Annotated in this window: 19 protein-coding genes; 5 read left to right on the forward strand and 14 right to left on the reverse strand. The window is 70.7% G+C overall.

Going from position 1 to position 21,967, the window contains the following annotated elements:
* Positions 1-187: 187 nt before the first annotated feature.
* A complete protein-coding gene (locus ACIBK3_RS30440) occupies positions 188-1,693 on the reverse strand; it encodes a hypothetical protein (protein WP_399370627.1) in 1,506 nt (501 codons plus the stop codon).
* Positions 1,694-2,178: 485 nt separating this feature from the next.
* Between ACIBK3_RS30440 and ACIBK3_RS30445 the strand changes: the two genes are divergently transcribed.
* Entirely contained in the window at positions 2,179-2,835 is a 657-nt protein-coding gene (locus ACIBK3_RS30445; protein ID WP_399370628.1) for a bifunctional DNA primase/polymerase, read from the forward strand.
* Positions 2,836-3,137: 302 nt separating this feature from the next.
* Here the strand turns inward: ACIBK3_RS30445 and ftsY are convergent, their stop codons facing one another.
* Positions 3,138-4,349 (reverse strand): signal recognition particle-docking protein FtsY, encoded by a 1,212-nt coding sequence (gene ftsY / locus ACIBK3_RS30450; protein ID WP_399370629.1) that lies wholly within the window; start codon positions 4,347-4,349, stop codon positions 3,138-3,140.
* A 40-nt stretch (positions 4,350-4,389) separates the two neighbouring features.
* Between ftsY and ACIBK3_RS30455 the strand changes: the two genes are divergently transcribed.
* Together ACIBK3_RS30455 and ACIBK3_RS30460 are read left to right on the forward strand one after the other, a co-directional pair.
* Positions 4,390-4,548 (forward strand): hypothetical protein, encoded by a 159-nt coding sequence (locus ACIBK3_RS30455; protein WP_399370630.1) that lies wholly within the window; start codon positions 4,390-4,392, stop codon positions 4,546-4,548.
* Between the two features lie 66 nt (positions 4,549-4,614).
* Positions 4,615-5,586 carry an LLM class flavin-dependent oxidoreductase gene (locus ACIBK3_RS30460; protein WP_399370631.1) on the forward strand — a complete coding sequence of 324 codons (972 nt, stop codon included), beginning with the start codon at positions 4,615-4,617 and terminating at the stop codon, positions 5,584-5,586.
* A gap of 124 nt (positions 5,587-5,710) precedes the next feature.
* Here the strand turns inward: ACIBK3_RS30460 and ACIBK3_RS30465 are convergent, their stop codons facing one another.
* From ACIBK3_RS30465 to ACIBK3_RS30480, 4 genes are all read right to left on the reverse strand, one after another.
* Positions 5,711-7,129, reverse strand: coding sequence for a sugar porter family MFS transporter (locus ACIBK3_RS30465; protein ID WP_399370632.1), 1,419 nt, complete (start codon positions 7,127-7,129; stop codon positions 5,711-5,713).
* A gap of 243 nt (positions 7,130-7,372) precedes the next feature.
* The gene (locus ACIBK3_RS30470) at positions 7,373-11,437 is read right to left on the reverse strand and encodes an AAA family ATPase (protein WP_399370633.1); all 4,065 of its coding nucleotides are present in this window, start codon (positions 11,435-11,437) and stop codon (positions 7,373-7,375) included.
* Between the two features lie 261 nt (positions 11,438-11,698).
* Complete coding sequence (locus ACIBK3_RS30475) at positions 11,699-11,902, reverse strand: hypothetical protein (RefSeq protein WP_030667279.1); 204 nt, start codon at positions 11,900-11,902, stop codon at positions 11,699-11,701.
* A 381-nt stretch (positions 11,903-12,283) separates the two neighbouring features.
* A complete protein-coding gene (locus tag ACIBK3_RS30480; protein ID WP_399370634.1) occupies positions 12,284-12,565 on the reverse strand; it encodes an acylphosphatase in 282 nt (93 codons plus the stop codon).
* Between the two features lie 168 nt (positions 12,566-12,733).
* Between ACIBK3_RS30480 and ACIBK3_RS30485 the strand changes: the two genes are divergently transcribed.
* Together ACIBK3_RS30485 and ACIBK3_RS30490 are read left to right on the forward strand one after the other, a co-directional pair.
* Complete coding sequence (locus ACIBK3_RS30485; protein ID WP_399370635.1) at positions 12,734-13,954, forward strand: CAP domain-containing protein; 1,221 nt, start codon at positions 12,734-12,736, stop codon at positions 13,952-13,954.
* Positions 13,955-14,077: 123 nt separating this feature from the next.
* Entirely contained in the window at positions 14,078-14,479 is a 402-nt protein-coding gene (locus ACIBK3_RS30490; protein WP_399370636.1) for a winged helix-turn-helix transcriptional regulator, read from the forward strand.
* Here ACIBK3_RS30490 and mutM read toward each other — a convergent pair.
* From mutM to recG, 8 genes are all read right to left on the reverse strand, one after another.
* Positions 14,452-15,312, reverse strand: coding sequence for a bifunctional DNA-formamidopyrimidine glycosylase/DNA-(apurinic or apyrimidinic site) lyase (gene mutM / locus ACIBK3_RS30495; protein WP_399370637.1), 861 nt, complete (start codon positions 15,310-15,312; stop codon positions 14,452-14,454). The two genes, ACIBK3_RS30490 and mutM, sit on opposite strands and share 28 nt — an antisense overlap.
* An 85-nt stretch (positions 15,313-15,397) precedes the next feature.
* Positions 15,398-16,225 carry a ribonuclease III gene (rnc, locus tag ACIBK3_RS30500; protein WP_399370638.1) on the reverse strand — a complete coding sequence of 276 codons (828 nt, stop codon included), beginning with the start codon at positions 16,223-16,225 and terminating at the stop codon, positions 15,398-15,400.
* Positions 16,226-16,232: 7 nt separating this feature from the next.
* Positions 16,233-16,406, reverse strand: coding sequence for a 50S ribosomal protein L32 (gene rpmF, locus ACIBK3_RS30505; protein WP_003951102.1), 174 nt, complete (start codon positions 16,404-16,406; stop codon positions 16,233-16,235).
* 2 nt (positions 16,407-16,408) lie between these two features.
* Positions 16,409-17,053, reverse strand: a complete 645-nt coding sequence (locus ACIBK3_RS30510; protein ID WP_399370639.1) for a YceD family protein — start codon at positions 17,051-17,053, stop codon at positions 16,409-16,411.
* A gap of 152 nt (positions 17,054-17,205) precedes the next feature.
* The gene (locus tag ACIBK3_RS30515) at positions 17,206-18,318 is read right to left on the reverse strand and encodes a cell division initiation protein (protein ID WP_399370640.1); all 1,113 of its coding nucleotides are present in this window, start codon (positions 18,316-18,318) and stop codon (positions 17,206-17,208) included.
* A gap of 57 nt (positions 18,319-18,375) precedes the next feature.
* Complete coding sequence (gene coaD, locus ACIBK3_RS30520) at positions 18,376-18,855, reverse strand: pantetheine-phosphate adenylyltransferase (RefSeq protein ID WP_399370641.1); 480 nt, start codon at positions 18,853-18,855, stop codon at positions 18,376-18,378.
* 26 nt (positions 18,856-18,881) lie between these two features.
* Entirely contained in the window at positions 18,882-19,466 is a 585-nt protein-coding gene (gene rsmD / locus ACIBK3_RS30525; RefSeq protein WP_399370642.1) for a 16S rRNA (guanine(966)-N(2))-methyltransferase RsmD, read from the reverse strand.
* A gap of 97 nt (positions 19,467-19,563) precedes the next feature.
* On the reverse strand, positions 19,564-21,798 hold the full coding sequence (gene recG, locus ACIBK3_RS30530; RefSeq protein WP_399370643.1) for an ATP-dependent DNA helicase RecG: 2,235 nt from the start codon (positions 21,796-21,798) through the stop codon (positions 19,564-19,566).
* Positions 21,799-21,967: the final 169 nt, after the last annotated feature.

Raw genomic sequence — 21,967 nt, forward strand, 5'->3', positions numbered from 1 at the left:
CGCCTTGCGTGTTACGCCTCGATGAACTGGCAGATATGGCCCGAGTCGATCGTTATCGTGGCGCAACCTTCGGCCCGGGAAGCGGTCCGGCCGCGGTCGGCCCTCCGATGACCTGGCATGGGGGAGCCGAGTCGGGCAGTTCGGGAGGGCCGGCCGCGGCCGGAGTTCAGGGAGGCGGGCCGCCCTGTCAGACCGCCTCGGCGGTCTCGGGCAGCTCGATGGCGAGCTGGTCGGTGAGGTCCACGACCTCCGCGAGGTCACCGAAATCGCGTACGGCCGTGTCGACCGTCTTTCGGATACGAGTGTTGACCCGCTCGGAGCGGACCTTCTTGGCGATCTGCATGGCCCGCGCGGTCAGCACGGTGCCCTGCTCGGGCTCCCGCTGGAGCAGGTGCACGGTGGCCATCCCGATCAGGTTCAGTGCGTACGACCGCTGGTGCTCGTCGTCCTTCGAGAACAGCTCGACGGCGCGCCGCATCAAGGGCTCGGCGAGGGAGGCGTAGGTGGGACTGCGGCCGGCGACGTAGGCGAGGTCGCGGTAGGAGTGGGAGTTCTCGCCGTACAGCTCGGCCTCGGAGAAGAAACGGATCCAGTCGGGGTCCGGCTCGTCCCACTCGTCGGCGTCGGCGAAGACGTCCTCGGCCATCCGGACCGCCCGCTTGCACTTGCCGGGCTGCCCCATGTTGGCGTACGCGCGGGCCTCCATCGCATACAGCATGGACTGGGTGCGCGGGCTCGCGCAGTCCCGGCTGCCGTACTGCGCGAGATGGATCAGCTCCAGTGCGTCGTCGGGCCGCCCGAGGTGAATCATCTGGCGGCTCATGCTGGACAGGACGTACGAGCCGAGCGGCTTGTCACCCGCCTCTTTGGCGGCGTGCAGGGCAAGGACGAAGTACTTCTGCGCCGTGGGCTGCAGCCCGACGTCGTACGACATCCAGCCCGCCAGCTCGGCGAGCTCGGCGGCGACCTTGAACAGGGTGCGGGTGGTCGCCTCGGGCTGGGGTTCCTGGAGGAGGTCCGTCACCTCGTGCAGTTGGCCGACGACCGCCTTGCGGCGCAGGCCGCCGCCGCACTGGGCGTCCCACCGGCGGAACATCACCGTGGTCGACTCGAGGAGTTCCAGCTCGGGCCGCGACAGCCTGCCGCGGCGGGCCGCGGGCGACACGGGCTCCGGCTCCTTGAGCGGGGTGGAGGTCGCGGGCACCAGCCAGCGCTGCATGGGCTCGATGAGGGACGGGCCCGCGGACAGGACCAGCGAGGTTCCGAGGAAGCCGCGCCGCGCCAGCATCAGGTCGCTGCGCGAGAACTCGCTGAGCAGGGCCACGGTCTGCGGGCCCGTCCAGGGCAGGTCGACTCCGGTCGCGGAGGGTGACTGGCGGGCGGTGCGCAGTCCGAGGTCCTCGACGGAGACGACACATCCGAACCGCTCGGAGAACAGCTCGGACAGGATCCGGGGGATGGGTTCGCGGGGGTTCTCGCCGTCCAGCCAGCGGCGGACCCGCGAGGTGTCGGTGGAGATGTGGTTGGCCCCCAGCTGGCGGGCCCGGCGGTTGACCTGGCGCGCCAGCTCGCCCTTCGACCAGCCGCTGCGCACGAACCAGGAAGTGAGCAGTTCGTTGGGGCGCTTGTCAGTGTTCGCAGCGTGCGTCGCGTTCGTCGCGTGTGACGTGTGCGCCGCGTGCGTTGCGTTCATCGCGGCCGTCGCGTCTGCCGCGTTCGCTCCGCTACCGCCGTTGCCGCTCACTGGAACGCCCCCATCCCTGAGACCACTTGTCACTGAGTGCGCCAAGGCCTATCAGAATGCCGGTAAATACCGCCTCCCGTCCGGCAGTTGTCATCCTCCGGACGGGGAGTCGACTTGCCTCCGGCATACCCACAAGCGCATGAGCCTCCAGGACTCGTGCACTCAGCGTAATCCGACGATCACGCGTCCAGCCATGGCGATCCCAGAAACGCCACCATTCGCCACCCCTTCGAATGAACTAACGGTGGCCGCCGCGCGATTCACTTGACAGAGAGCGAACGGGAGTGGGCGGAGCGGTGCATTGAGGGGCGCGCGCCGCCGAGCGCACCACCCGGGGTACACCTCAGCGCCGCGTGCACCCGAAAGCGGTGACGGAGGGTCACAGTTCGCGTTCGCCACGTAACCACCGGCGCGCCGGACACGTTGGAGGGGGCATGGGCTTCACGATCGGCGGCATTCGGGAGATCCGCTCCAGTTCACGTCGGCGCGGCCGCTCGTCGGAGTGCACCGCTGTCGCCGAGTTCACCGGCCTCTGGGGATGGGACGTGGTCCCGGGCGCGCGCGCCGCGGCGGGCGCCTGCTCGTGCGGCCGCGCCGACTGCGCCGCCCCCGGCGCCCACCCCTTCGGATTCGCGTCCCGGGTCCCGGCCGGCGCCACGCTCGACGAAGTGACCCGCGCCTGGGCGGAGTTCCCCGGCGCCGCGGTGATGCTGCCGGTCGGCCGGGCCTTCGACGTGATCGAGGTGGCCGAGTCCGCCGGGCGCCGCGCGCTGATCCGTCTGGAGCGCATGGGGCTCCCGCTCGGCCCGGTGATCTCCACCCCCGAGGGCCGCGCCCACTTCTTCGTCACCCCCGGCGGCGCCGCCGAACTCCCCGACCTCCTCTACCGCATGGGCTGGGACGACCCCACCTCCCTCGACCTGCGCGGCCTCGGCCCCGGCACCCACATCACGGCCCCGCCGTCGGACCGTGGCGGACGGGGCCCGGCGCGCTGGCTGCGCCCGCCGGAACTGGACACGGCCACGAAGCCCCCGGCGGCCAGGCTGCTGCTGGGCACGCTGGCCTACGCGGCACACCGGTCGCGCGCCTAGGGCCTGTTGCGAAAGTGGCCTCGTCGCCCGGAGGGCGGCCGCGCGGCGTCCGGTGCGTGCTCTGGGGGTCCCCCCGGCCGAAGGCTGGGGGAGTGCCGCCCGGAAGCCCTCGTACTGGGCGTACTCGGGCTTTCGGGCGGTGCGGCGAGAGTGCGTGCCGGGCGTCGCGCGGCAGAGGCCACTTTCGCAACAGGCCCTAGCCGGACGGGTCACGCCGTAGTCGGCCAAGTCGGCCGCACACAGCGAAGCGCCCGCTCCCGACTGCACCTCGGGGGCGGGCGCTTCTTGGCGGATTCCATCGGTCAGTCGCCGATGAGCGCGTCCACGAACGCTTCCGGCTCGAAGGGTGCCAGGTCGTCGGCGCCCTCTCCCAGCCCGACCAGCTTCACCGGCACCCCCAGTTCCCGCTGCACCGCGATCACGATGCCGCCCTTGGCCGTGCCGTCCAGCTTGGTCAGGACGATGCCCGTGATGGCGACGACCTCGGCGAAGACGCGGGCCTGGACCAGACCGTTCTGGCCGGTGGTGGCGTCGAGGACGAGCAGCACCTCGTCGAGCGGGGCCTGCTTCTCGACGACCCGCTTGACCTTGCCGAGCTCGTCCATGAGGCCGGTCTTGGTGTGCAGGCGCCCGGCGGTGTCGATGAGCACGACGTCCGCGCCCATCTCCTTGCCCTCCTTCACGGCGTCGAACGCGACGGAGGCCGGGTCACCGCCCTCGGGCCCGCGCACGGTGTGCGCACCGACCCGCTCGCCCCAGGTCTGCAACTGGTCGGCGGCGGCGGCCCGGAACGTGTCGGCGGCACCGAGGACCACACTGCGCCCGTCGGCCACGAGCACGCGCGCCAGCTTGCCGGTGGTGGTGGTCTTACCGGTGCCGTTGACGCCGACGACCATCACGATGCCGGGCTTGCTGGTCTCCGGCTCGGTCCTGACCGTGCGGTCGAGGTCGGTGCCGACCAGCTTGAGCAGTTCGTCGCGCAGCAGAGCGCGCAGCTCGTCCGGTGTCCGGGTGCCGAGCACCTTCACCCGCTCCCGCAGCCCCTCGACCAGCTCCTGGGTGGGGGTCACGCCGACGTCGGCGGTGAGGAGGATGTCCTCGATCTCCTCCCAGGTGTCCTCGTCGAGGTGCTCGCGCGACAGGAGCGTGAGCAGCCCCTTGCCGAGCGCGTTCTGCGAGCGGGAGAGCCGCGCGCGCAGCCGGACCAGACGGCCGGCCGTGGGTTCCGGGACCTCGATCTCGGGGGTGACGGGAGCTTCTGGGACAGGGGGCTCCTCGACGACGACCGGGGCCGAGCCGTCCGGGAGATCCACCTCCTCTATGGTCCGGCGCGGTTCGTCGCGCGGCGTCTCGGCCTCGTCGCCGACGTGCGGCTCGGCCGGAGGGGCGGTGATGTCAGGGGCCGAGGGGGGCGGTGGGGGCAGGGACTTCTTGCGCCGGCTGCCGACCACGAGCCCGCCGAGCGCGACGAGCGCGACCACGGCGATGACTACAACAAGGATGACGATGTCCATAACCCACCCAGTATCGGCCATGGGGCGATCCGAACCCAGCTTGTACCTTCCTCCAAAGGTCGTCGGCAACCCGGTCGGCGCCCACGGCCTCGGCCGGGTGGCGCCGGTCGCGGCCCGGGGCCTGCCGTCCGCGGCCGTGCCGAAGCCGGCGGTCACCGCGGCGGCTCCGGCCGAGGAGTCCGCGCCTCTGGCTGTCTGACGAACCGTCAGCTACCGTCCCCTTCCCACCCGCCGTTTCCCACCCACCGCGTGAAGGGGGACTCCCATGCCCGTCACGGTCGTCCGTTTCAACCTGGTCGAGCCCGGCGCCACTCCCGCCTCGCTCAGCGCCCGTTACCGGGCCGCGCTGGAGATGGCGGCGTACGCCGACGGCCACGGGATCACCACCGTGCAGACCGAGGAGCACCACGGCGTCGACAACAACTGGCTGCCCTCGCCGTTCGCCTTCGCGGGCGCGGTGTTCGGGGCCACGCGCCGGATCGCGGTCACGGTCTCGGCGGTCATCGGACCGCTGCACGACCCGCTCAGGCTGGCCGAGGACATCGCCGTCCTGGACCTGCTGAGCGGCGGACGGCTGGTCACGGTCGCCGGGATCGGGTACCGGCCGGAGGAGTACGCGCTCTTCGACGTGGAGTGGAAGCGGCGCGGCCGGATCCAGGACGAGGTGCTGGAGACGGTGCTGAAAGCCTGGACGGGCGAGCCCTTCACGTACCGGGGCCGCACGGTACGGGTCACCCCGCGCCCCTGCTCCGACCCGCACCCCCTGCTCCTGGTCGGCGGGTCCTCGAAGGCCGCCGCCCGCCGGGCCGCACGCCTCGGGCTGCCCTTCTTCCCCAGCGCGCATCTGCCGGAGCTGGACGCCTACTACAAGGAGCGGCTCGTCGAGTACGGCACCGAGGGCTGGACCATGATGCCGGCCTCCGAGACGCCCCTGCTGCACCTCGCCGAGGACCCGGACGAGGCGTGGGACCGCTACGGTTCCCACTTCCTCCACGAGGCACGTACCTACGCCTCCTGGCAGTCCGGCGACATCCGCTCGGCCGTGCGGTCGGCGGCCACCACGGTGGACGAGCTGCGCGCGGAGGGTGTGTACCGGATCCTCACCCCGGACCAGTGCCTGTCCCAGGGCCTGGACAACCTGGTCCTGCATCCCCTGGCGGGCGGGATGCCGGTGGAGGAGGGGTGGCGGAGTCTGCGCTTGTTCGCGGAGCGGGTGGTACCGGAGCTGGCGGACTGATCCCCGTACGAGGACCGCCGTCCCGGCTCGGACAGTGGCCGAGCCGGGACGGCGGCGGGGTACGGGGAGAGGGCAGCGGGGACTTGGCCCTTCCCCCCGGGTTCACGGGGCCTCGGCAGGAGGCTCAGCCCATCTCCTCCAGGGACTTGCCCTTCGTCTCCTTGACGTACTTGAGGACGAACGGGATGGAGAGGGCGGCGAAGACCGTGTAGATCACGTAGGTCACGGAGAGGTTCCAGTCGGCCAGCGACGGGAAGCTCGCGGTGATGGCCCAGTTGGCGATCCACTGCGCGGCGGCGGCCACGCCCAGGGCGGCGGCTCGGAGCTTGTTCGGGAACATCTCGCCGAGGAAGACCCAGACGACCACACCCCAGGACAGGGCGAAGAAGAGTACGAACACATGGGCGGCGATCAGGGCGACCCAGCCCTGCGTGGCCGGCAGCTTGCCGCCGACGAGGTCGTAGCTGAACGCCCAGGCCTCCAGGGCGAGGCCGATCACCATGCCGACGGAGCCGATGAGGGCCAGTGGCCTACGGCCGACACGGTCGACGAAGATCATGGCGATCACGGTGCCGACGATGTTGATGATCGACGTGGTGAACGAGTAGAAGAACGAGTCCGACGGGTCGACACCGACCGACTGCCACAGCGTCGAGGAGTAGTAGAACGCGACGTTGATGCCGACGAACTGCTGGAAGACCGAGAGGCCGATGCCGATCCAGACGATCGGCTTGAAGAAGAAACCGCCGCCGAGCAGGTCCTTGAAGGCCGACTTGTGCTCGCTCTTCATGGCGAGCTCGATCTCGGTGACCCGGGCGTCCAGGTCGATCTTGTCGCCCTCGACCTCTTCGAGGATCTCGCGGGCACGCTCGTGCTTGCCGACGGAGATCAGGAAGCGCGGGGACTCGGGGATCGCGAAGGAGAGCAGACCGTAGAGGACGGCCGGGACCACCATGACGCCCAGCATGACCTGCCAGGCCTCCAGGCCCATCAGCTTGCCGCGTTGGTCGCCGTCGGCGGCGTTCAGCAGACCCCAGTTGACCAGCTGCGAGATTGCGATACCGACGACGATCGCGGCCTGCTGGAAGGAGCCGAGGCGGCCGCGGTAGGCCGGCGGGGCGACCTCGGCGATGTAGGCGGGGCCGATCACGGACGCCATACCGATGGCGAAACCGCCGACGACCCGCCAGAAGGCGAGGTCGTACAGCGCGAAGGGCAGTGCCGAGCCGACGGCGCTGACCGTGAAGAGGGCGGCGGCGATCTGCATGCACCGGATACGGCCGATGCGGTCGGCTATGCGGCCGGCGGTCGCGGCGCCGATGGCGCAGCCGATCAGGGCGATGGCGATGACCTGCGCCAGGGCCGCCGATCCGACGTCGTACCGGTCCCGGATGGCTTCGACGGCACCGTTGATCACGGAGCTGTCGTAGCCGAAGAGGAAACCACCCATCGCGGCCGCCGCCGCGATGAAGATGACGTGCCCGAGATGATCGGGGTGAGCCGTTGCGGCTCCTGACTTGGGTGCCTGCGCTGTGCTGGTCACGTGTACTCCTCGGGCCACCGGCAACGCCGCCGGCGGGGGTCGGCCCTTCGAGGTAGGTGGTACCTGAAGGTAAAAGCAACATTGCCGAGACTATGCCTTCAAGTTTCGAAGTCAATAGGGGGTGTCTGTGAGCTATGCCCAGCCAAGTGGCAGTGTTGCGTTCAAGACTTGAAGAAACGAAGGAGATCGAAGTGGAGTGAGGGGAGCGGGCGGAGAGGACCGCGGGTGCAGAAGTGGCGGAGGTCAGCGGAGTCGCTGCGAGATGACCTTCGAGACACCGTCGCCCTGCATGGAGACGCCGTAGAGCGCGTCGGCGACCTCCATCGTCCGCTTCTGGTGCGTGATCACGATCAGCTGCGACGCCTCCTGCAGCTCCTGCATGATCCGGATCAGCCGCTGGAGGTTGGTGTCGTCGAGCGCCGCCTCGACCTCGTCCATGACGTAGAACGGGCTGGGCCGCGCCTTGAAGATCGACACCAGCAGCGCCACAGCGGTGAGGGAGCGCTCACCACCCGACAGCAGCGACAGCCGCTTGACCTTCTTGCCCGGCGGCCGGGCCTCGACGTCCACGCCCGTGGTGAGCATGTTGTCGGGATCGGTCAGCACGAGCCGTCCGTCCCCGCCCGGGAACAGCCGGCTGAACACGCCCTCGAACTCACGGGCCGTGTCCCGGTACGCCTCGGTGAAGACCTGCTCGACGCGCTCGTCGACCTCCTTGACGACCTGGAGCAGGTCGGCGCGGGTCTTCTTCAGGTCCTCGAGCTGCTCGCTGAGGAACTTGTGACGTTCCTCCAGCGCCGCGAACTCCTCCAAGGCGAGCGGATTGACCTTGCCGAGCTGCTGGTACGCCCGCTCGGCGGCCTTCAACCGCCGCTCCTGCTCGGCCCGGTGGAACTGCCTGGGCTGGTTGCGCGGGTGCTCCGGATCCTCCGGCAGCTCCTCGCCCTCGGCGGGGGGCGAGGGCGGCACCAGTTGGTGCGGGCCGTACTCGGCCACGAGCCCCGCGGGTTCCACACCGAGTTCCTCCAGCGCCTTGGTCTCCAGCTGCTCGATCCGCAGCCGTTTCTCGGCGCCGAGTACCTCGCCCCGGTGGACTGAATCCGTCAACTTGTCGAGCTCGGCCTTGAGGTCGCGGCAAGTGGCGCGGGCGGCGGTCAGCTCCTGCTCGCGGCGGGCCTTGGCGGCCTCGGCGGCGGTGCGCTCCTCGTCGGCGCGGGCGAGGGAGACCTCGACGTGCGCGAGCAGCTGCCGGGCGCCGGAGGCGACGGCCTCCGCCACCGCCGCCTCATGTCTGAGCCGCGCCCGCCGCTGTTCCGCACGCGCGCGTGCCTCGCGTTCCGCACGGGCGGCCCGGTCCAGCGCGTCGGCCCGTCCGGACAGCCCCTTGACCCGTTCCTCGTGCGTACGGACCTGAAGCCGGGCCTCCATCTCGGTCTGCCGGGCGTTGGCCCCGTCGGCGGCGAGCCGGTCCCGTACGGAGGTGTCGGGCTCCTCCTCGACCGGCATCTCCTCCGCCACCGCGAGCCGTTCGGCGAGTTCCTCGACCTCCTGCAGAGCCCGGTCGAGCGCGTCCTGCGCCCGCGCGGCCGCGGCGACAGACCGTTCCGCCTCCCCCGCGGCCCCGCGCGCCTGCCCGGACAACCGCCCGAGCTGCTGCGCCACAGCCGACTTCTCCCGGTCCGCGGCCCTGCGCCGCTCCCCCAGCTCCTCGACGAGCGCGGCACACTCCTTCCGCCGCTCCACGGCCGCGTGCTGCGCCTCGGTGAGTTCCTCGCACCGCACGGCCAGTTCCTCCAACTGGGCGGCGGCCTCGTCCACGGACGCCTGCACTTCGAGCAGGCTCGGCGCCCCGGCGGACCCGCCCTGCGCGAAGTGCGCACCGAGCAGGTCGCCTTCTGCGGTCACGGCGGTGAGATCAGGGCGCGCGTAGACGAGATCCTCGGCGTCCTCGAGAGTGCCGACGACGACGATGCCCCGCAGGAGACGCCGTACGGCGGGCATGAGGTCGGAGGGAGCGCGGACCAGGTCGGCGGCGAAGGGAGGAGCGCCGGGGCGGGTGTTTCCGGAGGCGGCCGGCGCGTGCTCGGCGAAGCCGGGGTCCCCGGACGCAGCCGGCGCGTGCTCGGCGAAGCCGGGGTCCCCGGACGCAGCCGGCGCGTGCTCGGCGAAGCCGGGGTCCCCCGACGCAGCCGGCGCGTGCTCGGCGAAGCCGGGGTCCCCGGACGCAGCCGGCGCGTGCTCGGCGAAGCCGGGGTCCCCGGACGCAGTCGGCACAGAGCCGACGGACCCTAGGGCTCCGGAGTCGACCGACACAGGCCCGACGGACCCGACATCCCCGGAAGCAACCGGCGCAGGCCCGACGGACCCTAGGGCTCCGGAGGCAGCCGGTGCGTGCTCGGGGGACCCGGGGTCCGCGTCTGCGGAGGCAGGCGCGTGCTCGGGGGACCCGGAGGCCGCGTCTGCGGCTGCCGGGGGCCACGTGCCCGGCGCGCTGACCCCGGCCCCGGTGTCCGTGCGCTCCCCCGGCCGCGCGCCCCCGGCGTTCCCCGCCGAGGCCCGCGTCCGCGGCCCTGTGCCCCACTCCTCCGGCGCCCCCGCCAGCAACAGCGCCGCCCGGCCCGCGTCCTGCTTGCGCAGGAGGCGGATCGCGTCGGCGGCGGCGGACGGGGTGGTGACCGCGAGGGCGTCGGCGGCGGCGCCGAAGGCGGCGGCCAGGGCGACCTCGTGGCCCGGGGTGACGGTCAGGAGTTCGGCGGCGGGGCCGAGCATGCCGCTGAGGCGGTCCTTCGCGGCGAGCAGCGCACCCGTGCCGTCCTTGCGGCGCAGGCCCAGGGCGAGGGCCTCGTGGCGGGCCTGGGTCGCGGCCCGTCTGCGTTCCGCCGCGGTGGCCGCCTCCCGGGCCGCCGTGAACGCGGCCTCCGCCTCAGCGAGTTGCTGCTTGGCGGCGTCGTGCCGCTCGGCGAGTTCGACGTCGCCGGCGTCGAGGCCGTCGACCTCGGCCTTGAGCGCCTCGTACTCCTCCTGCGCGGCGACGGCCCGTTCCTGGGCCTCGTCGCGGGCGGCGGCCAGGCGATCGATCTCGGCCTGGGCGGAGGACGCGCGGGAACGGGCGGCGTTGACCTGGCCGTTCAGTCGGGCGAGGCCCTCGCGGCGGTCGGCAATCGCGCGGGCGACATCCTTCAGGCGCCGCTCCTCATGTGCCAGCTCGCGTTCCAGATCGGCGCGGTGGGCGACCGTGTCCTCCAGGGCACGCTCGGCCGCCTCCAGAGCCGCTTCGAGCTCGGCCTCCTGCTCACGGATCCGGGCGGCCTCGCGCTCCATGTCCTCGGGGTCGCGGCCACGCCGCTCCTCGGGGGGCACGGAGGTCGCGCTCTTCACGCGCGCTTCGGCCAGCGAGATCGTGCCGCGCACCCGCTCGGCCAGTTGGGAGAGCTCGTACCAGGTCTGCTGGGCGCGCTGGAGCCGGGGGGTGAGCTGCCGTACCTCGTCCTCCAGGAGCGCCTCGCGCTGAAGGGCCTTCTTCAGCTCCAGCTCGGCGGCTTCCTTGCGTTCCTTGAGTGCGGCCTCGTCCGCGATCTCGGCTTTCAGCGCTTCCCGCAGTCGTACGAGATCGTCGGCGAGCAGGCGCAGGCGCGCGTCGCGGAGGTCGGCCTGGATCACGGCGGCTCGGCGGGCGACCGCCGCCTGCCGGCCGAGCGGCTTGAGCTGGCGCCGGAGTTCGTCCGTCAGGTCCTGCACGCGCGCGAGGTTGGCCTGCATCGCGTCCAGCTTCCGCAGCGCCTTTTCCTTGCGCTTACGGTGCTTGAGGACTCCGGCCGCCTCCTCGATGAAGGCGCGGCGGCCCATGGGGTCGGCGTGCAGGACGGAGTCGAGCTGGCCCTGGCCGACGATGACATGCATCTCGCGCCCGATACCGGAGTCGGACAGGAGTTCCTGGATGTCGAGCAGCCGGCATGTGTCGCCGTTGATCTGGTATTCGCTGCCACCGTTGCGGAACATGATCCGCGTGATGGTGACCTCGGCGTACTCGATGGGCAGGGCCCCGTCGGAGTTGTCGATGGTCAGGGACACCTCGGCGCGGCCCAGCGGGGGGCGGCCGGTGGTGCCGGCGAAGATGACGTCCTCCATCTTGCCGCCGCGCAGTGACTTGGCGCCCTGTTCGCCCATGACCCAGCTGAGGGCGTCCACCACATTGGACTTGCCCGAGCCGTTCGGTCCGACGACGCACGTGATGCCCGGCTCGAACCGGAGCGTGGTCGCCGATGCGAACGACTTGAACCCTCGGAGGGTCAGGGCCTTGAGGTGCACGCCGCTGGACTCTACCTTCCGGGGGTGTCTCACTCCATGAACCCACGGTTTCACCGATGAACGTGCAGGGCACACCAGACGTTAAAGACGGTGAAAGGATGCGCCGGTCAGCAAAGCGGGGAAAGGGCGGGGGAACAGGGAGAAGGCGGAGCGGGGGCAAGAAAGAAGGGACGCCGAAGCGTCCCTTGCAACTCTGACAACTTAGCGGTTGATATGGGCTGCCCAACCACTGCGTGAGCTGTCGTGGAGCGATGCAGCAGATCAGGTGAGCGCAGGCTCCGCCTGGTGTGCGTCGATGCTCTCCATGATCCTGTCGTGAGAAGCGGCAGCCGCGAGCGAGTCGTTTTCGGCCTGGATCCGTACGAGCTCGGATTCCAGGTCCTGGACGCGCTGCTGGAGCCGTCGCATCTCGGCGAGGAGTCGAGGGTCGGAGCCGCCGACGTAACCGAGAAGCGCCTTTGCCATGATGGATGGTCCTCCACACTGAGTGACCGACCGAAGCGGTGTGGGTCGTGAGGGATTCGCACCCGCGGTGCTTGGCATTGTTGAGTTGTGTTGCCGTTCAACCATGCCAAACAGCTAAGGTGCGCGGGGTGCTTTCAGCGTCTCACCAAAAAGTTTGACGGTCAACACGATCACGCCCCGTATTGGCGGGCAACCCGGTTCGGCGCGGCCTTGAACGGCGGCGCGACGGCTCTCACAGGGCCCTCGGGGCGTGTCGATCATCCTTACCTGCGGAGCCTGCCACTGCAAGGGGTTCTTGGCAACCACCAGGGCCTTTCTGCTCCAGGCATGTGCCCGTGGCAGATCCCTCCGCTTCCGCCTGCGTCGTTTTACAGAATCGGCTCAGCGGATGGCGAAGCTGTCGTAGCCCCCGCGAGGTGTGTCCCAGATCTCGGTGACGCCGTCCACGCGCCCGGGCGTGTCGTCTCCCTGGAGCCAGTCGAGGAGCCCCTGGCATCCCGGGCGCGGCCCCTCGGCGACCACCTGGACCCTGCCATCGGCCAAATTGAGAGCAAAGCCACTCAGGCCACCGATCTCCAGGGCCTTGGCCCGGGTGAACCAGCGGAAACCCACACCTTGGACGTGTCCGCGCACCCAGGCGACCAGCCGTACATCTTCGCTCATGCACGCAACCTAACCGGGCAATGTCTCGTCTGACACTTCCTCCCCTGGCGCCATGCGGTACCGTCCTCCACCAATGAATCTCATACGAAACTCACTCGATCGTGTGAGTTTTGTGACCTTGGTTGGCCGGGGGGACGCGTCGACCGCCAGGACGAGAAAGGCAAGGACATGGGACGCCACCGACGCTCCGCCGCCGGCCGCGCCGCCACGGGCCGCGCCACGGGAGTCACACCCAACGGCTCTTCCACGGGGAGCCACCATCCGCGGGACTCGTACAGCTTCGACTACGACCCGCGGGGCTCCTACGTTCACGACGCGCAGGGTTCGTACGCGGGAGACCGCCCCACGATGGGCACCGCCGCCTATCTGAACCCCGAGGGTTACGCGGAGCCCCCCGCCCCGGCACCGGAGACGTACACCGAGACCCCCGACCCGAGTCTTGACGCGTACGACGAGACGGCCGCCGCACGCAGTGCCGCCTACCTCTTCGCGACGGAGGAGGACTACGCCACGGTCTTCGGCGCCGACGGCTTCAAGCCCGACGGAGGGTCCCGGCGCGGGCGCTCGCGCCGCCGCAAGAAGAGGACCGCGACGCCGGTGAAGACCGGTCTGCTCGGTGTCTCCGCGGCGGTCGCCCTCGGTACGGTGGCGGTCGCCACGGGCGCCGTGCCCGGCCTCGACAACTACAAGATCGGCGGGGGCAGCGGGACCGGCGGCGACAACGTGCAGGCCGCCGGCACCCCCACCAACAGCCCGGCCGAGCAGGGCGGCACCTCGGGCAGCGCCGAGGGCCGCGACGACTCCGCCTCGACCAGTCGCGGCGCCGAACGCTCCGTCTCCCCCACGCCCTCCCCCTCGACCTCGACTTCGGCGGCGGCGCCGACCAAGACACCGCCGAAGAAGCCGGAGGCCACGCCCAGCGAGAAGCCGAAGCCCACCCCGCAGCCTCCGCGCAGTCAGGCCACGAAGGCGCCGGAGGAGCCCAGCGCGCCCGCCGTGACCGTCTCCGCCGAGGCCCAGGCCGCGGCCGAGGTGCTCAAGCTCGTGAACGAGGAGCGGGCGAAGGTTGGCTGCGACGCGGTCGCCGCGAACAGCGCGCTGTCCGGTCTGGCCGAGGGCTTCAGCGAGGCCATGGCCGAGCAGGGCTTCTTCGACCACACCGACCCGAGCGGCGCGACCCCGTGGGACCGTGCGGCGAAGGCCGGGATAACCGGTCTGGGCGGCGAGAACATAGCCCGGGGCCAGGCCGACGCGGCCGCGGTGATGGAGGCCTGGATGAACAGCCCCGGCCACAAGGCCAACATCCTCAACTGCGACTTCACGACGCTGGGCGTCGGCGTGCAGTTCGGGGCGGGCGGCCCGTGGTGGACGCAGGACTTCGGCTACTAGCAGCCCTGATCACGCCGGTCCGGCGTCAGCCGCGGCCCGGCCGGCTGAGGTCATGCACAGCGAGCGCTAACCCATGGTTAGTGCAACCTGTAGGTTAGCGCTGTGTTCGCGTACGCTTGGGCCATGGACACCATGCAGGAGCGCACGGAGGCGCAGGACCTCCCGTACAACGTGTTCGCCAGGGCCTGTCCTTCGCGCGGCACGCTGGAGCACGTCACGGGACGCTGGGGCGCGCTCACCCTGGGCGCCCTGCACGAGGGCTCGCTGCGCTTCAACGAGTTGCGCCGCCGGGTCGACGGCGTGAGCGAGAAGATGCTGTCCCAGACCCTGCACGGGCTGGAACGCGACGGCCTGGTCCACCGCGAGGCCCAGCCCACCAACCCGCCCCGCGTGGACTACGAACTGACCCCCCTCGGCCACGAGGTCGCCGAGCGTCTGCTGGGCCTCATCCACTTCGTGGAGGGCCGCATGGACGACGTGCTCGCGGCCCGGCAGCGTTACGACGAGACGCGCGGGGCGCGCTGACAGCGCGGGCAGAAGTAGCTTGACCGGTTCATCCAGGGCCGTCGGCGCATCGGGGTGGCGCAACGCTTGCAGGGCAGGCCCTCACGCCCGTACGCGTCGAGCGAGCGGTCGAAGTAGCCCGACTCGCCGTTGACGTTGACGTACAGGCTGTCGAAGCTGGTGCCGCCGACCGCGAGGGCCTCGTTCATCACGTCCCGGATGTGGCCCAGGAGTTCCGCCGTCCGCGGGCGGGTGAAGTCCGCGGTCGGGCGCTCGTAGTGGATGCGGGAGCGCCAAAGGGCCTCGTCCGCGTAGATGTTGCCGACGCCGCTGATCAACGACTGGTCCAGCAGGGCCCGTTTGACGGTGCTGCGCTTGCGGCGCAGGGCCTGGTGGAAGGCCTCGTCGTCGAAGAGCGGGTCGAGGGGGTCGCGGGCGATGTGCGCGATCACGTCGGGCAGTCCGTCGGGGCTCGTGTCGTGCAACGACAGGCCGCCGAAGGTGCGTTGGTCGACGAAGCGGAGCTCGGTGTCGACCTCGTCCGCGAACCTCACCCGGATCCGCAGATGCTTCTCGTCCGGCGCCGCGTGCGGCTGGACCAGCAGCTGGCCGCTCATGCCGAGGTGGGCCAGGATCGCCTGCCCGGTGTCCTCGAGCGGCAGCCACAGGTACTTGCCGCGCCGGCTCGGCGTGCCGATGCGGTGGCCCTTGAGACGGTGGGCGAAGTCGTCCGCGCCGGCCACATGACGGCGTACCGCACGCGGGTGCAGCACCTCGGCCTCGGCGACCGTCCGATGGGCGACCCACCGCTCCAGACCGCGCCGGACGACCTCGACCTCGGGCAACTCGGGCATGGGGCTCCCCCGTGACAAACCGGTGTATGAGCCGAGCGCCCGCCCTCGGATCACGGGGGCGGGCGCTCGGACTGTGCTCGTTCGGTCAGGCGGAGACGGACGACGGATCTTCGCCGTCCTCGTGGGCGGCCTTCTCGGCCACCGTCTGGGCGCGCTCGTCCGCCGCGGCCCGGATGGACCGCCACGCGGATTCCGCGGCCTGCTGCTCCGCCTCCTTCTTGCTGCGGCCGGTGCCGGTGCCGTACGAGACGCCTCCGACGCGGGCGGCAGCAGTGAAGGTTTTCTCGTGGTCGGGGCCGGTCTCCGTGACCAGGTACTCGGGAACGCCGAGTCCTTCGGTCGCGGTGAGCTCCTGGAGACTGGTCTTCCAGTCCAGGCCGGCTCCGAGGTTCGAGGACTTCTCGATCAGCGGGTCGAACAGGCGGTGCACCAGCTCCGCCGCCGAGTCGAGCCCCTGGTCGAGATAGACCGCGCCGATCACCGCTTCCAGGGTGTCGGCGAGGATGGATGCCTTGTCCCGGCCGCCTGTGCCCTCTTCACCGCGGCCGAGCCGGATGAAGGAACCCAGGTCGAGCCCGCGGCCGACCTCCGCCAGCGCACGCGAGTTGACCACCGCGGCCCGCAACTTGGCCAGCTGGCCTTCGGGCAGGTCGGGGTGGGTGCGATACAGCGTGTCCGTGACCACGAGGCCGAGGACGGAGTCCCCGAGGAACTCCAGGCGCTCGTTGGTCGGCAGGCCGCCGTTCTCGTACGCGTAGGAACGGTGGGTCAGCGCGCGCACCAGAAGGGCGGACTCGAGTGTGTACCCGAGCCGCCCTTCCAACAGCGTGTGGGACGAGGCCGTGTTGTCCGCCGGGTCGCCCGCGGCTGCGCGGGCACCGTTCTTCTTAGGCGTGGACACAGTGCCTCTCACCAGCCGCTCAGACCTCGAGGACCTGGCGCTTGTTGTAGGTGCCGCAAGACGGGCACGCGATGTGCTGCTGCTTGGGCTCGTGGCAGCGCTCACACGCAACCAGGGTGGGGACCGCAGCCTTCCACTGCGACCGGCGGTGGCGCGTGTTGCTGCGCGACATCTTCCGCTTCGGAACAGCCACGGCTACTTCTCCTGCTTCTCGTCGACGCCCGCTTCGGCGCCGCTGATCTCGTCCTTCTCGCCATCTTCGAGTGAACCGGCGAGTCCCTGCAGTGCCGCCCAACGGATGTCGACGGCGTCATGGTGGTGGTCCGGGTCGTCCGCAAGGCGCGTGCCGCACTGGGCGCACAGACCTGGGCAGTCTTCCTGGCACACCGGCTGCATCGGCAGTGCGAGCACCACCGCGTCCCGCAGCACGGGTTCGAGGTCGAACAGGCCGTCCTCGATGAAGAGCCTGTCCTCGTCGTCCTCGGCGTCGTCGGCCGGCTCCGCTTTCACGCGGCCCCGGTCGTCGGCGTCAGGGTACGAGAACATCTCCTGGAAGTCCGCTTCGAGCTGCAGCTCGAGCGGCTCCAGACACCTTACGCACTCCCCCTCGGCGGTTGCACGGGCGGTGCCGGTGACAAGCACACCTTCCATGACCGACTCGAGCCGGAGTTCGAGCTTCACCGGGGCGCCTTCCGGCACTCCGATGACCCCCTGGAGCCCGAGATCCCTGGGGGCGTCGATCGTGCGGGTCAGGCGCTGCAGCGCACCGGGCCGCCGACCCAGCTCGTGTGTGTCGAACACGAGGGGGTTGCGGTGGTCGAGGCGGGCGTTCAGGGCCATTCCTGCTTTCGATCTGCTGAGCTCGGGGGACGCTGCCCTTCGGTGTTCCCGGGCAGCGTTGATCGCGGACGTGCACGCGACCGAAGAGCCAGGATACTTGACCTTTCGCGAACGGCCCAATCCGGTGGTCGCTGCCCGCCCGGACCCGGTCGTCAGCCGTTGCCGCGCCCCTGCTCGTAGGCCCGCAACTGCTCCGCGCTGATCATGCCCGTGTCGAAGAGACTGGTCTCGTCGAGGGAGTGCGCCTGCTGCGGGACGTAGCCATGGTGGTCCTGCTGGACCGGCTGGCCCTGGTGCGGGTCGTAGGCGGGCTGCTGGCCCTCGTAGCCCTGGAAGGGGCCACCTCCCGCCGGAGCGTAGCCGGAGGTGGGGGAGTAAGGGTCGGCCTGCTGGTAGCCGTACTGGTCCTGCTGGGCGGCGTACTGCTGCGGGTAGCCGCCGTAGGGATCGGCTGCCTGCTGCTGGTAGCCGTACGCGGGCTGCGGGGCCTGCTGGTCGTAGTGCTGCGGTACGGGGTGCTCGGCCGGGGCCGCCGGGGCGTCCGCCTCCGCCAGGGCGACCAGGTCGGCCAGGTAGTCGGCGTCGCTGGAGTGCTGGACGGTGGAGTCGTCGTCGGCGAGGGAGCCGAGGTCGTCGCTGGCGATCCGGCCGTGCAGTTTCTGGCGGCCGCGGCCGACGGCCTCCAGGGTCTTGGCGAGGACCGCCTCGAAGGCGCCGAGCTTGACGTCGACGTACTCGTCGGCGGTGCGGCGCAGGGTCTCCGGGTCGTGGCTGCGCTCGGGGGCGTCCTCGTCCTCGTAGCCCTGCTCGTCGGTGCCCGGGCCGGTGCCGAGGAGCTTCTCGCGGCCGCGGCCGACCGAGCCGAGGGTCTTGGTGAGGACCACCTCGAAGTTGGCGAGCTTGGAGTCGACGTAGTCGTCGGCCTCCGCGCGGATCTCCTCGGCCTCCTGGCGGGCCTCGGTGAGGATGCGGTCGGCCTCGGCCTGGGAGCGGCGGGCGACCTCGGTGTCGGAGATCAGGGAGCCGCGTTCGGCGTGCGCCTGGCCGATGATCCGCTCGGCCTCCTGGCGGGCCTGCTCGACCATCTGCTCCCGGTCGCCGATCAGCTCCTGGGCCTGCGCCAGGGAGCCGGGCAGGGCCTGGCGCACCTCTTCGAGCATCGCGAGCAGGTCGGCGCGGTTGACCACGCACGAGGCCGACATGGGCATCGACCGGGCACCGGAGACCGTGGCCACGATCTCGTCGAGCTTCTTCTGCACGTCCACCTGTGCTCGCCACTCTCTACAGCTGTGTTGGAGACGGACGGGACGACTGTAGCCCCATCAGTCCTTGCGCAGGCGCTCGTTCAGAGCCTCGAGAACCGTGGACGGCACCAGGTGGGAGACGTCTCCGCCCCAGGTCGCGACCTCCTTGACGAGCGAGGAGGACAGGAAGCTGTAGGTCGGGTTGGTCGGCACGAAGAGCGTCTCCACGCCCGACAGGCCGTTGTTCATCTGGGCCATCTGCAGCTCGTAGTCGAAGTCGCTGACCGCGCGCAGGCCCTTGACGATGGCCGGGATGTCGCGTTGCTTGCAGTAGTCGACGAGGAGTCCGTGGAAGGCCTCGACGATCACGTTGCCGTACTCGGCGGTGACCTCGCGGATCAGGTCGATCCGCTCGTCGATGTCGAACAGGCCCCTCTTGGACTTGTTGATCATGACCGCGACATAGACCTCGTCGTACAGACGGGAGGCGCGGGAAATGATGTCGAGGTGTCCGTTGGTGATCGGGTCGAACGACCCGGGACAGACGGCGCGGCGCACTTGAGATCCCTCGCTCTCCGGTCCGGTCATCGTGCGTCTTCGCACGTAGCGGCGGCGCGACCGTACCAAAACGTTCCCTCGCCGTAGCGACGGGCCCGGATCGCTTCGAAGCCGTCCGGCCAGTGGAACGCGCCGCCTCTGGTGCTGCGCTCCACGGTGACGAGGGCGTCGGTCGCGAGCCAGCCCTCCGTGCGGAGTGTGAGCAGAATCTCCCGAAGATCGTCGTCCGAGACGGCGTACGGGGGGTCGAGGAAGACGAGGTCGTACGGCAGGGCCGGCGGTTCCTGGATGATCTGCCGGGCCTTGCCGGCGCGGACCTCGGCGCCGGGCAGGCCGAGGCTCCTGACGTTCTCGCGGATGATGCGGGCGGCTCGGGCGTCGGCCTCGACGAGGAGGGTGTGGCTCGCACCGCGGGAGAGAGCCTCCAGGCCGACGGCGCCGGAGCCCGCGTACAGGTCGAGGACGCGTTCGCCGCCCAGGGGGCCGCCGAGCAGGGACTGCCAGGTGGAGAAGAGGCCCTCGCGTGCACGGTCGGAGGTGGGGCGGGTGCCGGTCCCCGGCGGGACGGCCAGGCGGCGTCCGCCGGCTGCTCCGGCGATCACGCGGGTCATGTCCTCGGTCCTTGTCCGTTACGTCGGTGGAACTCGATGGGGTTCCAGTGTCTCAGCCGGTGGGCCGTGCGCAGCGGCTCACCCTTGTCACCCCTTGTCACCCCTTGTCGAGGTACCGCTCTCTCTCCTCGTCCAGCAGGGCGTCCAGGGCCGTGCGCAGGCCCGGCAGGCGGGTGAGGTCCGGGTCGGCGGCGACGAGGGCGGCGGCCTCCTCGCGGGCCTCGGCGATGATCTCCTCGTCCTCGATGACGGCGAGCATCCGCAGGCTCGTGCGGGCGCCGGACTGGGCCTGGCCGAGGACGTCGCCCTCGCGGCGCTGTTCCAGGTCGATGCGGGAGAGCTCGAAGCCGTCGACGGTGGAGGCCACGGCGTTCAGCCGCTGGCGGGCCGCGCCGGCCTCGGGCATCTCGGTGACCAGGAGGCACAGGCCGGCCGCCGAGCCGCGGCCCACCCGGCCGCGCAGCTGGTGCAGCTGGGAGACGCCGAAGCGGTCGGCGTCCATGATCACCATGGCGGTGGCGTTGGGCACGTTGACGCCGACCTCGATGACCGTGGTGGCGACCAGGACGTCGGTCTCGCCGGCGGCGAAGCGACGCATGACGGCGTCCTTGTCGTCGGGGTGCATACGGCCGTGCAGGACCTCCACCTTCAGGCCCTGGAGGGGACCCTTGGTGAGCTGGTCGGCCACGTCGAGGACAGCCAGCGGGGGCCGCTTCTCGGCCTCGTCCTCGGCGGACTTCTTCCGCTTCTTCGGGTCGTCCTCCTCGTCCCCGATACGGGGGCAGACGACGTACGCCTGATGGCCGTTCTCGACCTCCTCGCGCACCCGCTCCCACGCCCTGGTGAGGAAGTGGGGCTTGTCGGCGGCCGGGACGACGTGGCTGGCGATCGGGGAGCGGCCGGCCGGGAGCTGGTCGAGGACCGAGGTCTCCAGGTCGCCGAAGACGGTCATGGCGACCGTGCGCGGGATGGGAGTCGCGGTCATGACGAGCAGGTGCGGCGGCTGCTTGCCCTTGCCGCGCAGGGCGTCCCGCTGCTCGACGCCGAACCGGTGCTGCTCGTCCACCACGACCAGCCCCAGGTCGTGGAACTGCACCTTGTCCTCGATCAACGCGTGCGTGCCGATGACGATCCCGGCCTCCCCGGTGGCGAGGTCCAGCATCGCCTGCCGGCGCGCGGCCGTCCCCATCGACCCGGTCAGCAGCACCACCTTGGTGGCCTGCTCGGTCCCACCGAGCATCCCGCCCTCGGCCAGCTCCCCCATCATCTCCACGACCGACCGGTGATGCTGCTGGGCAAGCACCTCGGTGGGCGCGAGCATGGCGGCCTGGCCACCGGCGTCGACCACGGTGAGCATGGCGCGCAGGGCCACCAGCGTCTTTCCCGAGCCCACCTCTCCCTGGAGCAGCCGGTGCATCGGGTGGTCGGTCGCCAGGTCGTCGAAGATCTCCCGGGTGACCTTCCGCTGGCCGTCGGTGAGGGTGAAGGGGAGGCGGTCGTCGAAGGCCGTGAGGAGGCCGTCCGGCTTGGGTGTGCGGGGGACCGCCGGGAGTTGGGCGTCGGCGTGGCGGCGGCGGGCGAGGGCGACCTGCAGGACGAAGGCCTCGTCCCATTTGAGGCGGGAGCGGGCGTCCTCGACGTCGGCCTTGGTGTGCGGGCGGTGGATCTTCAGGAGGGCCTCGGGGAGGGAGGCCAGGCCGCGGCCCTCGCGCAGGGAGTCGGGGAGCGGGTCGACGGCTTCCTGGGCGCTGGGCAGCACCGTCTGGATGGCCTTGCCGATCTTCCAGGACTCCAGTTTGGCGGTGGCGGGGTAGATCGGGATGAGGGCGCCGGCCCAGGTGTCGACGGTCTCCGCGGCTTCGTCGTCGGCGCCGCGCAGCAACTCGTACGCCGGGTGGGCCAGTTGGAGGCGGCGGTTGAAGACGGAGACCTTTCCCGAGAACATCGCCCGGGTGCCCGGCAGGAGTTCCTTGTGGGGCTTGTGAACTCCGTGACCGAAGAAGACCAGTTGGAGTCGGCCGCTGCCGTCCGTGATCGTGACCTCCAGGCGCTGCCCCTTGCCCCGGGGGGCCTTGGCCGAGGCGAAGGTGTGCAGGCGGGCGTCGGCGACCTGGGCGACCACCGTGACGTGCTCGTCCATGGGGAGGTCGGCGAGGTGGGTGAGCTGGCCGCGCTCCTCGTACCTGCGCGGATAGTGGTGCAGGAGGTCGCCGACGGTATGCAGGCCGAGATGCTCGGCCATCACCTTCGCGGTGGCGGGGCCGAGCACTGACTTCAGTGGTTGTTCCAGTGGTTCTTTCAGTGGTTCTTTCAGCGCGGGCACGAGATCCATTGCACACCACACCACTGACAATGCCGTATATGTCCAGGGAAACCCCTGGTCAGACGGCTGGTTGGACCCGTAGGATGACGCGCTCCCGGCCCAGCCACCTCTGCGGTCACCGTCTTACAGGGACCGCCCGACCCCGCGCCGTCGCCTGTCCCCCCACCGGCGCTGCGAC

The organism is Streptomyces sp. NPDC050287, assembly GCF_044459385.1.
Classification (GTDB): Bacteria; Actinomycetota; Actinomycetes; order Streptomycetales; family Streptomycetaceae; genus Streptomyces.

Coding starts and splice junctions, on each gene's coding strand:
- ACIBK3_RS30440 (WP_399370627.1), bottom strand. CDS start 1,693: ATGAACGCAACGCACGCGGCGCACACGTCACACGCGACGAACGCGACG.
- ACIBK3_RS30445 (WP_399370628.1), top strand. CDS start 2,179: ATGGGCTTCACGATCGGCGGCATTCGGGAGATCCGCTCCAGTTCACGT.
- ftsY (WP_399370629.1), bottom strand. CDS start 4,349: ATGGACATCGTCATCCTTGTTGTAGTCATCGCCGTGGTCGCGCTCGTC.
- ACIBK3_RS30460 (WP_399370631.1), top strand. CDS start 4,615: ATGCCCGTCACGGTCGTCCGTTTCAACCTGGTCGAGCCCGGCGCCACT.
- ACIBK3_RS30475 (WP_030667279.1), bottom strand. CDS start 11,902: ATGGCAAAGGCGCTTCTCGGTTACGTCGGCGGCTCCGACCCTCGACTC.
- ACIBK3_RS30480 (WP_399370634.1), bottom strand. CDS start 12,565: ATGAGCGAAGATGTACGGCTGGTCGCCTGGGTGCGCGGACACGTCCAA.
- ACIBK3_RS30485 (WP_399370635.1), top strand. CDS start 12,734: ATGGGACGCCACCGACGCTCCGCCGCCGGCCGCGCCGCCACGGGCCGC.
- ACIBK3_RS30490 (WP_399370636.1), top strand. CDS start 14,078: ATGGACACCATGCAGGAGCGCACGGAGGCGCAGGACCTCCCGTACAAC.
- mutM (WP_399370637.1), bottom strand. CDS start 15,312: ATGCCCGAGTTGCCCGAGGTCGAGGTCGTCCGGCGCGGTCTGGAGCGG.
- ACIBK3_RS30510 (WP_399370639.1), bottom strand. CDS start 17,053: ATGGCCCTGAACGCCCGCCTCGACCACCGCAACCCCCTCGTGTTCGAC.
- rsmD (WP_399370642.1), bottom strand. CDS start 19,466: ATGACCCGCGTGATCGCCGGAGCAGCCGGCGGACGCCGCCTGGCCGTC.
- recG (WP_399370643.1), bottom strand. CDS start 21,798: ATGGATCTCGTGCCCGCGCTGAAAGAACCACTGAAAGAACCACTGGAA.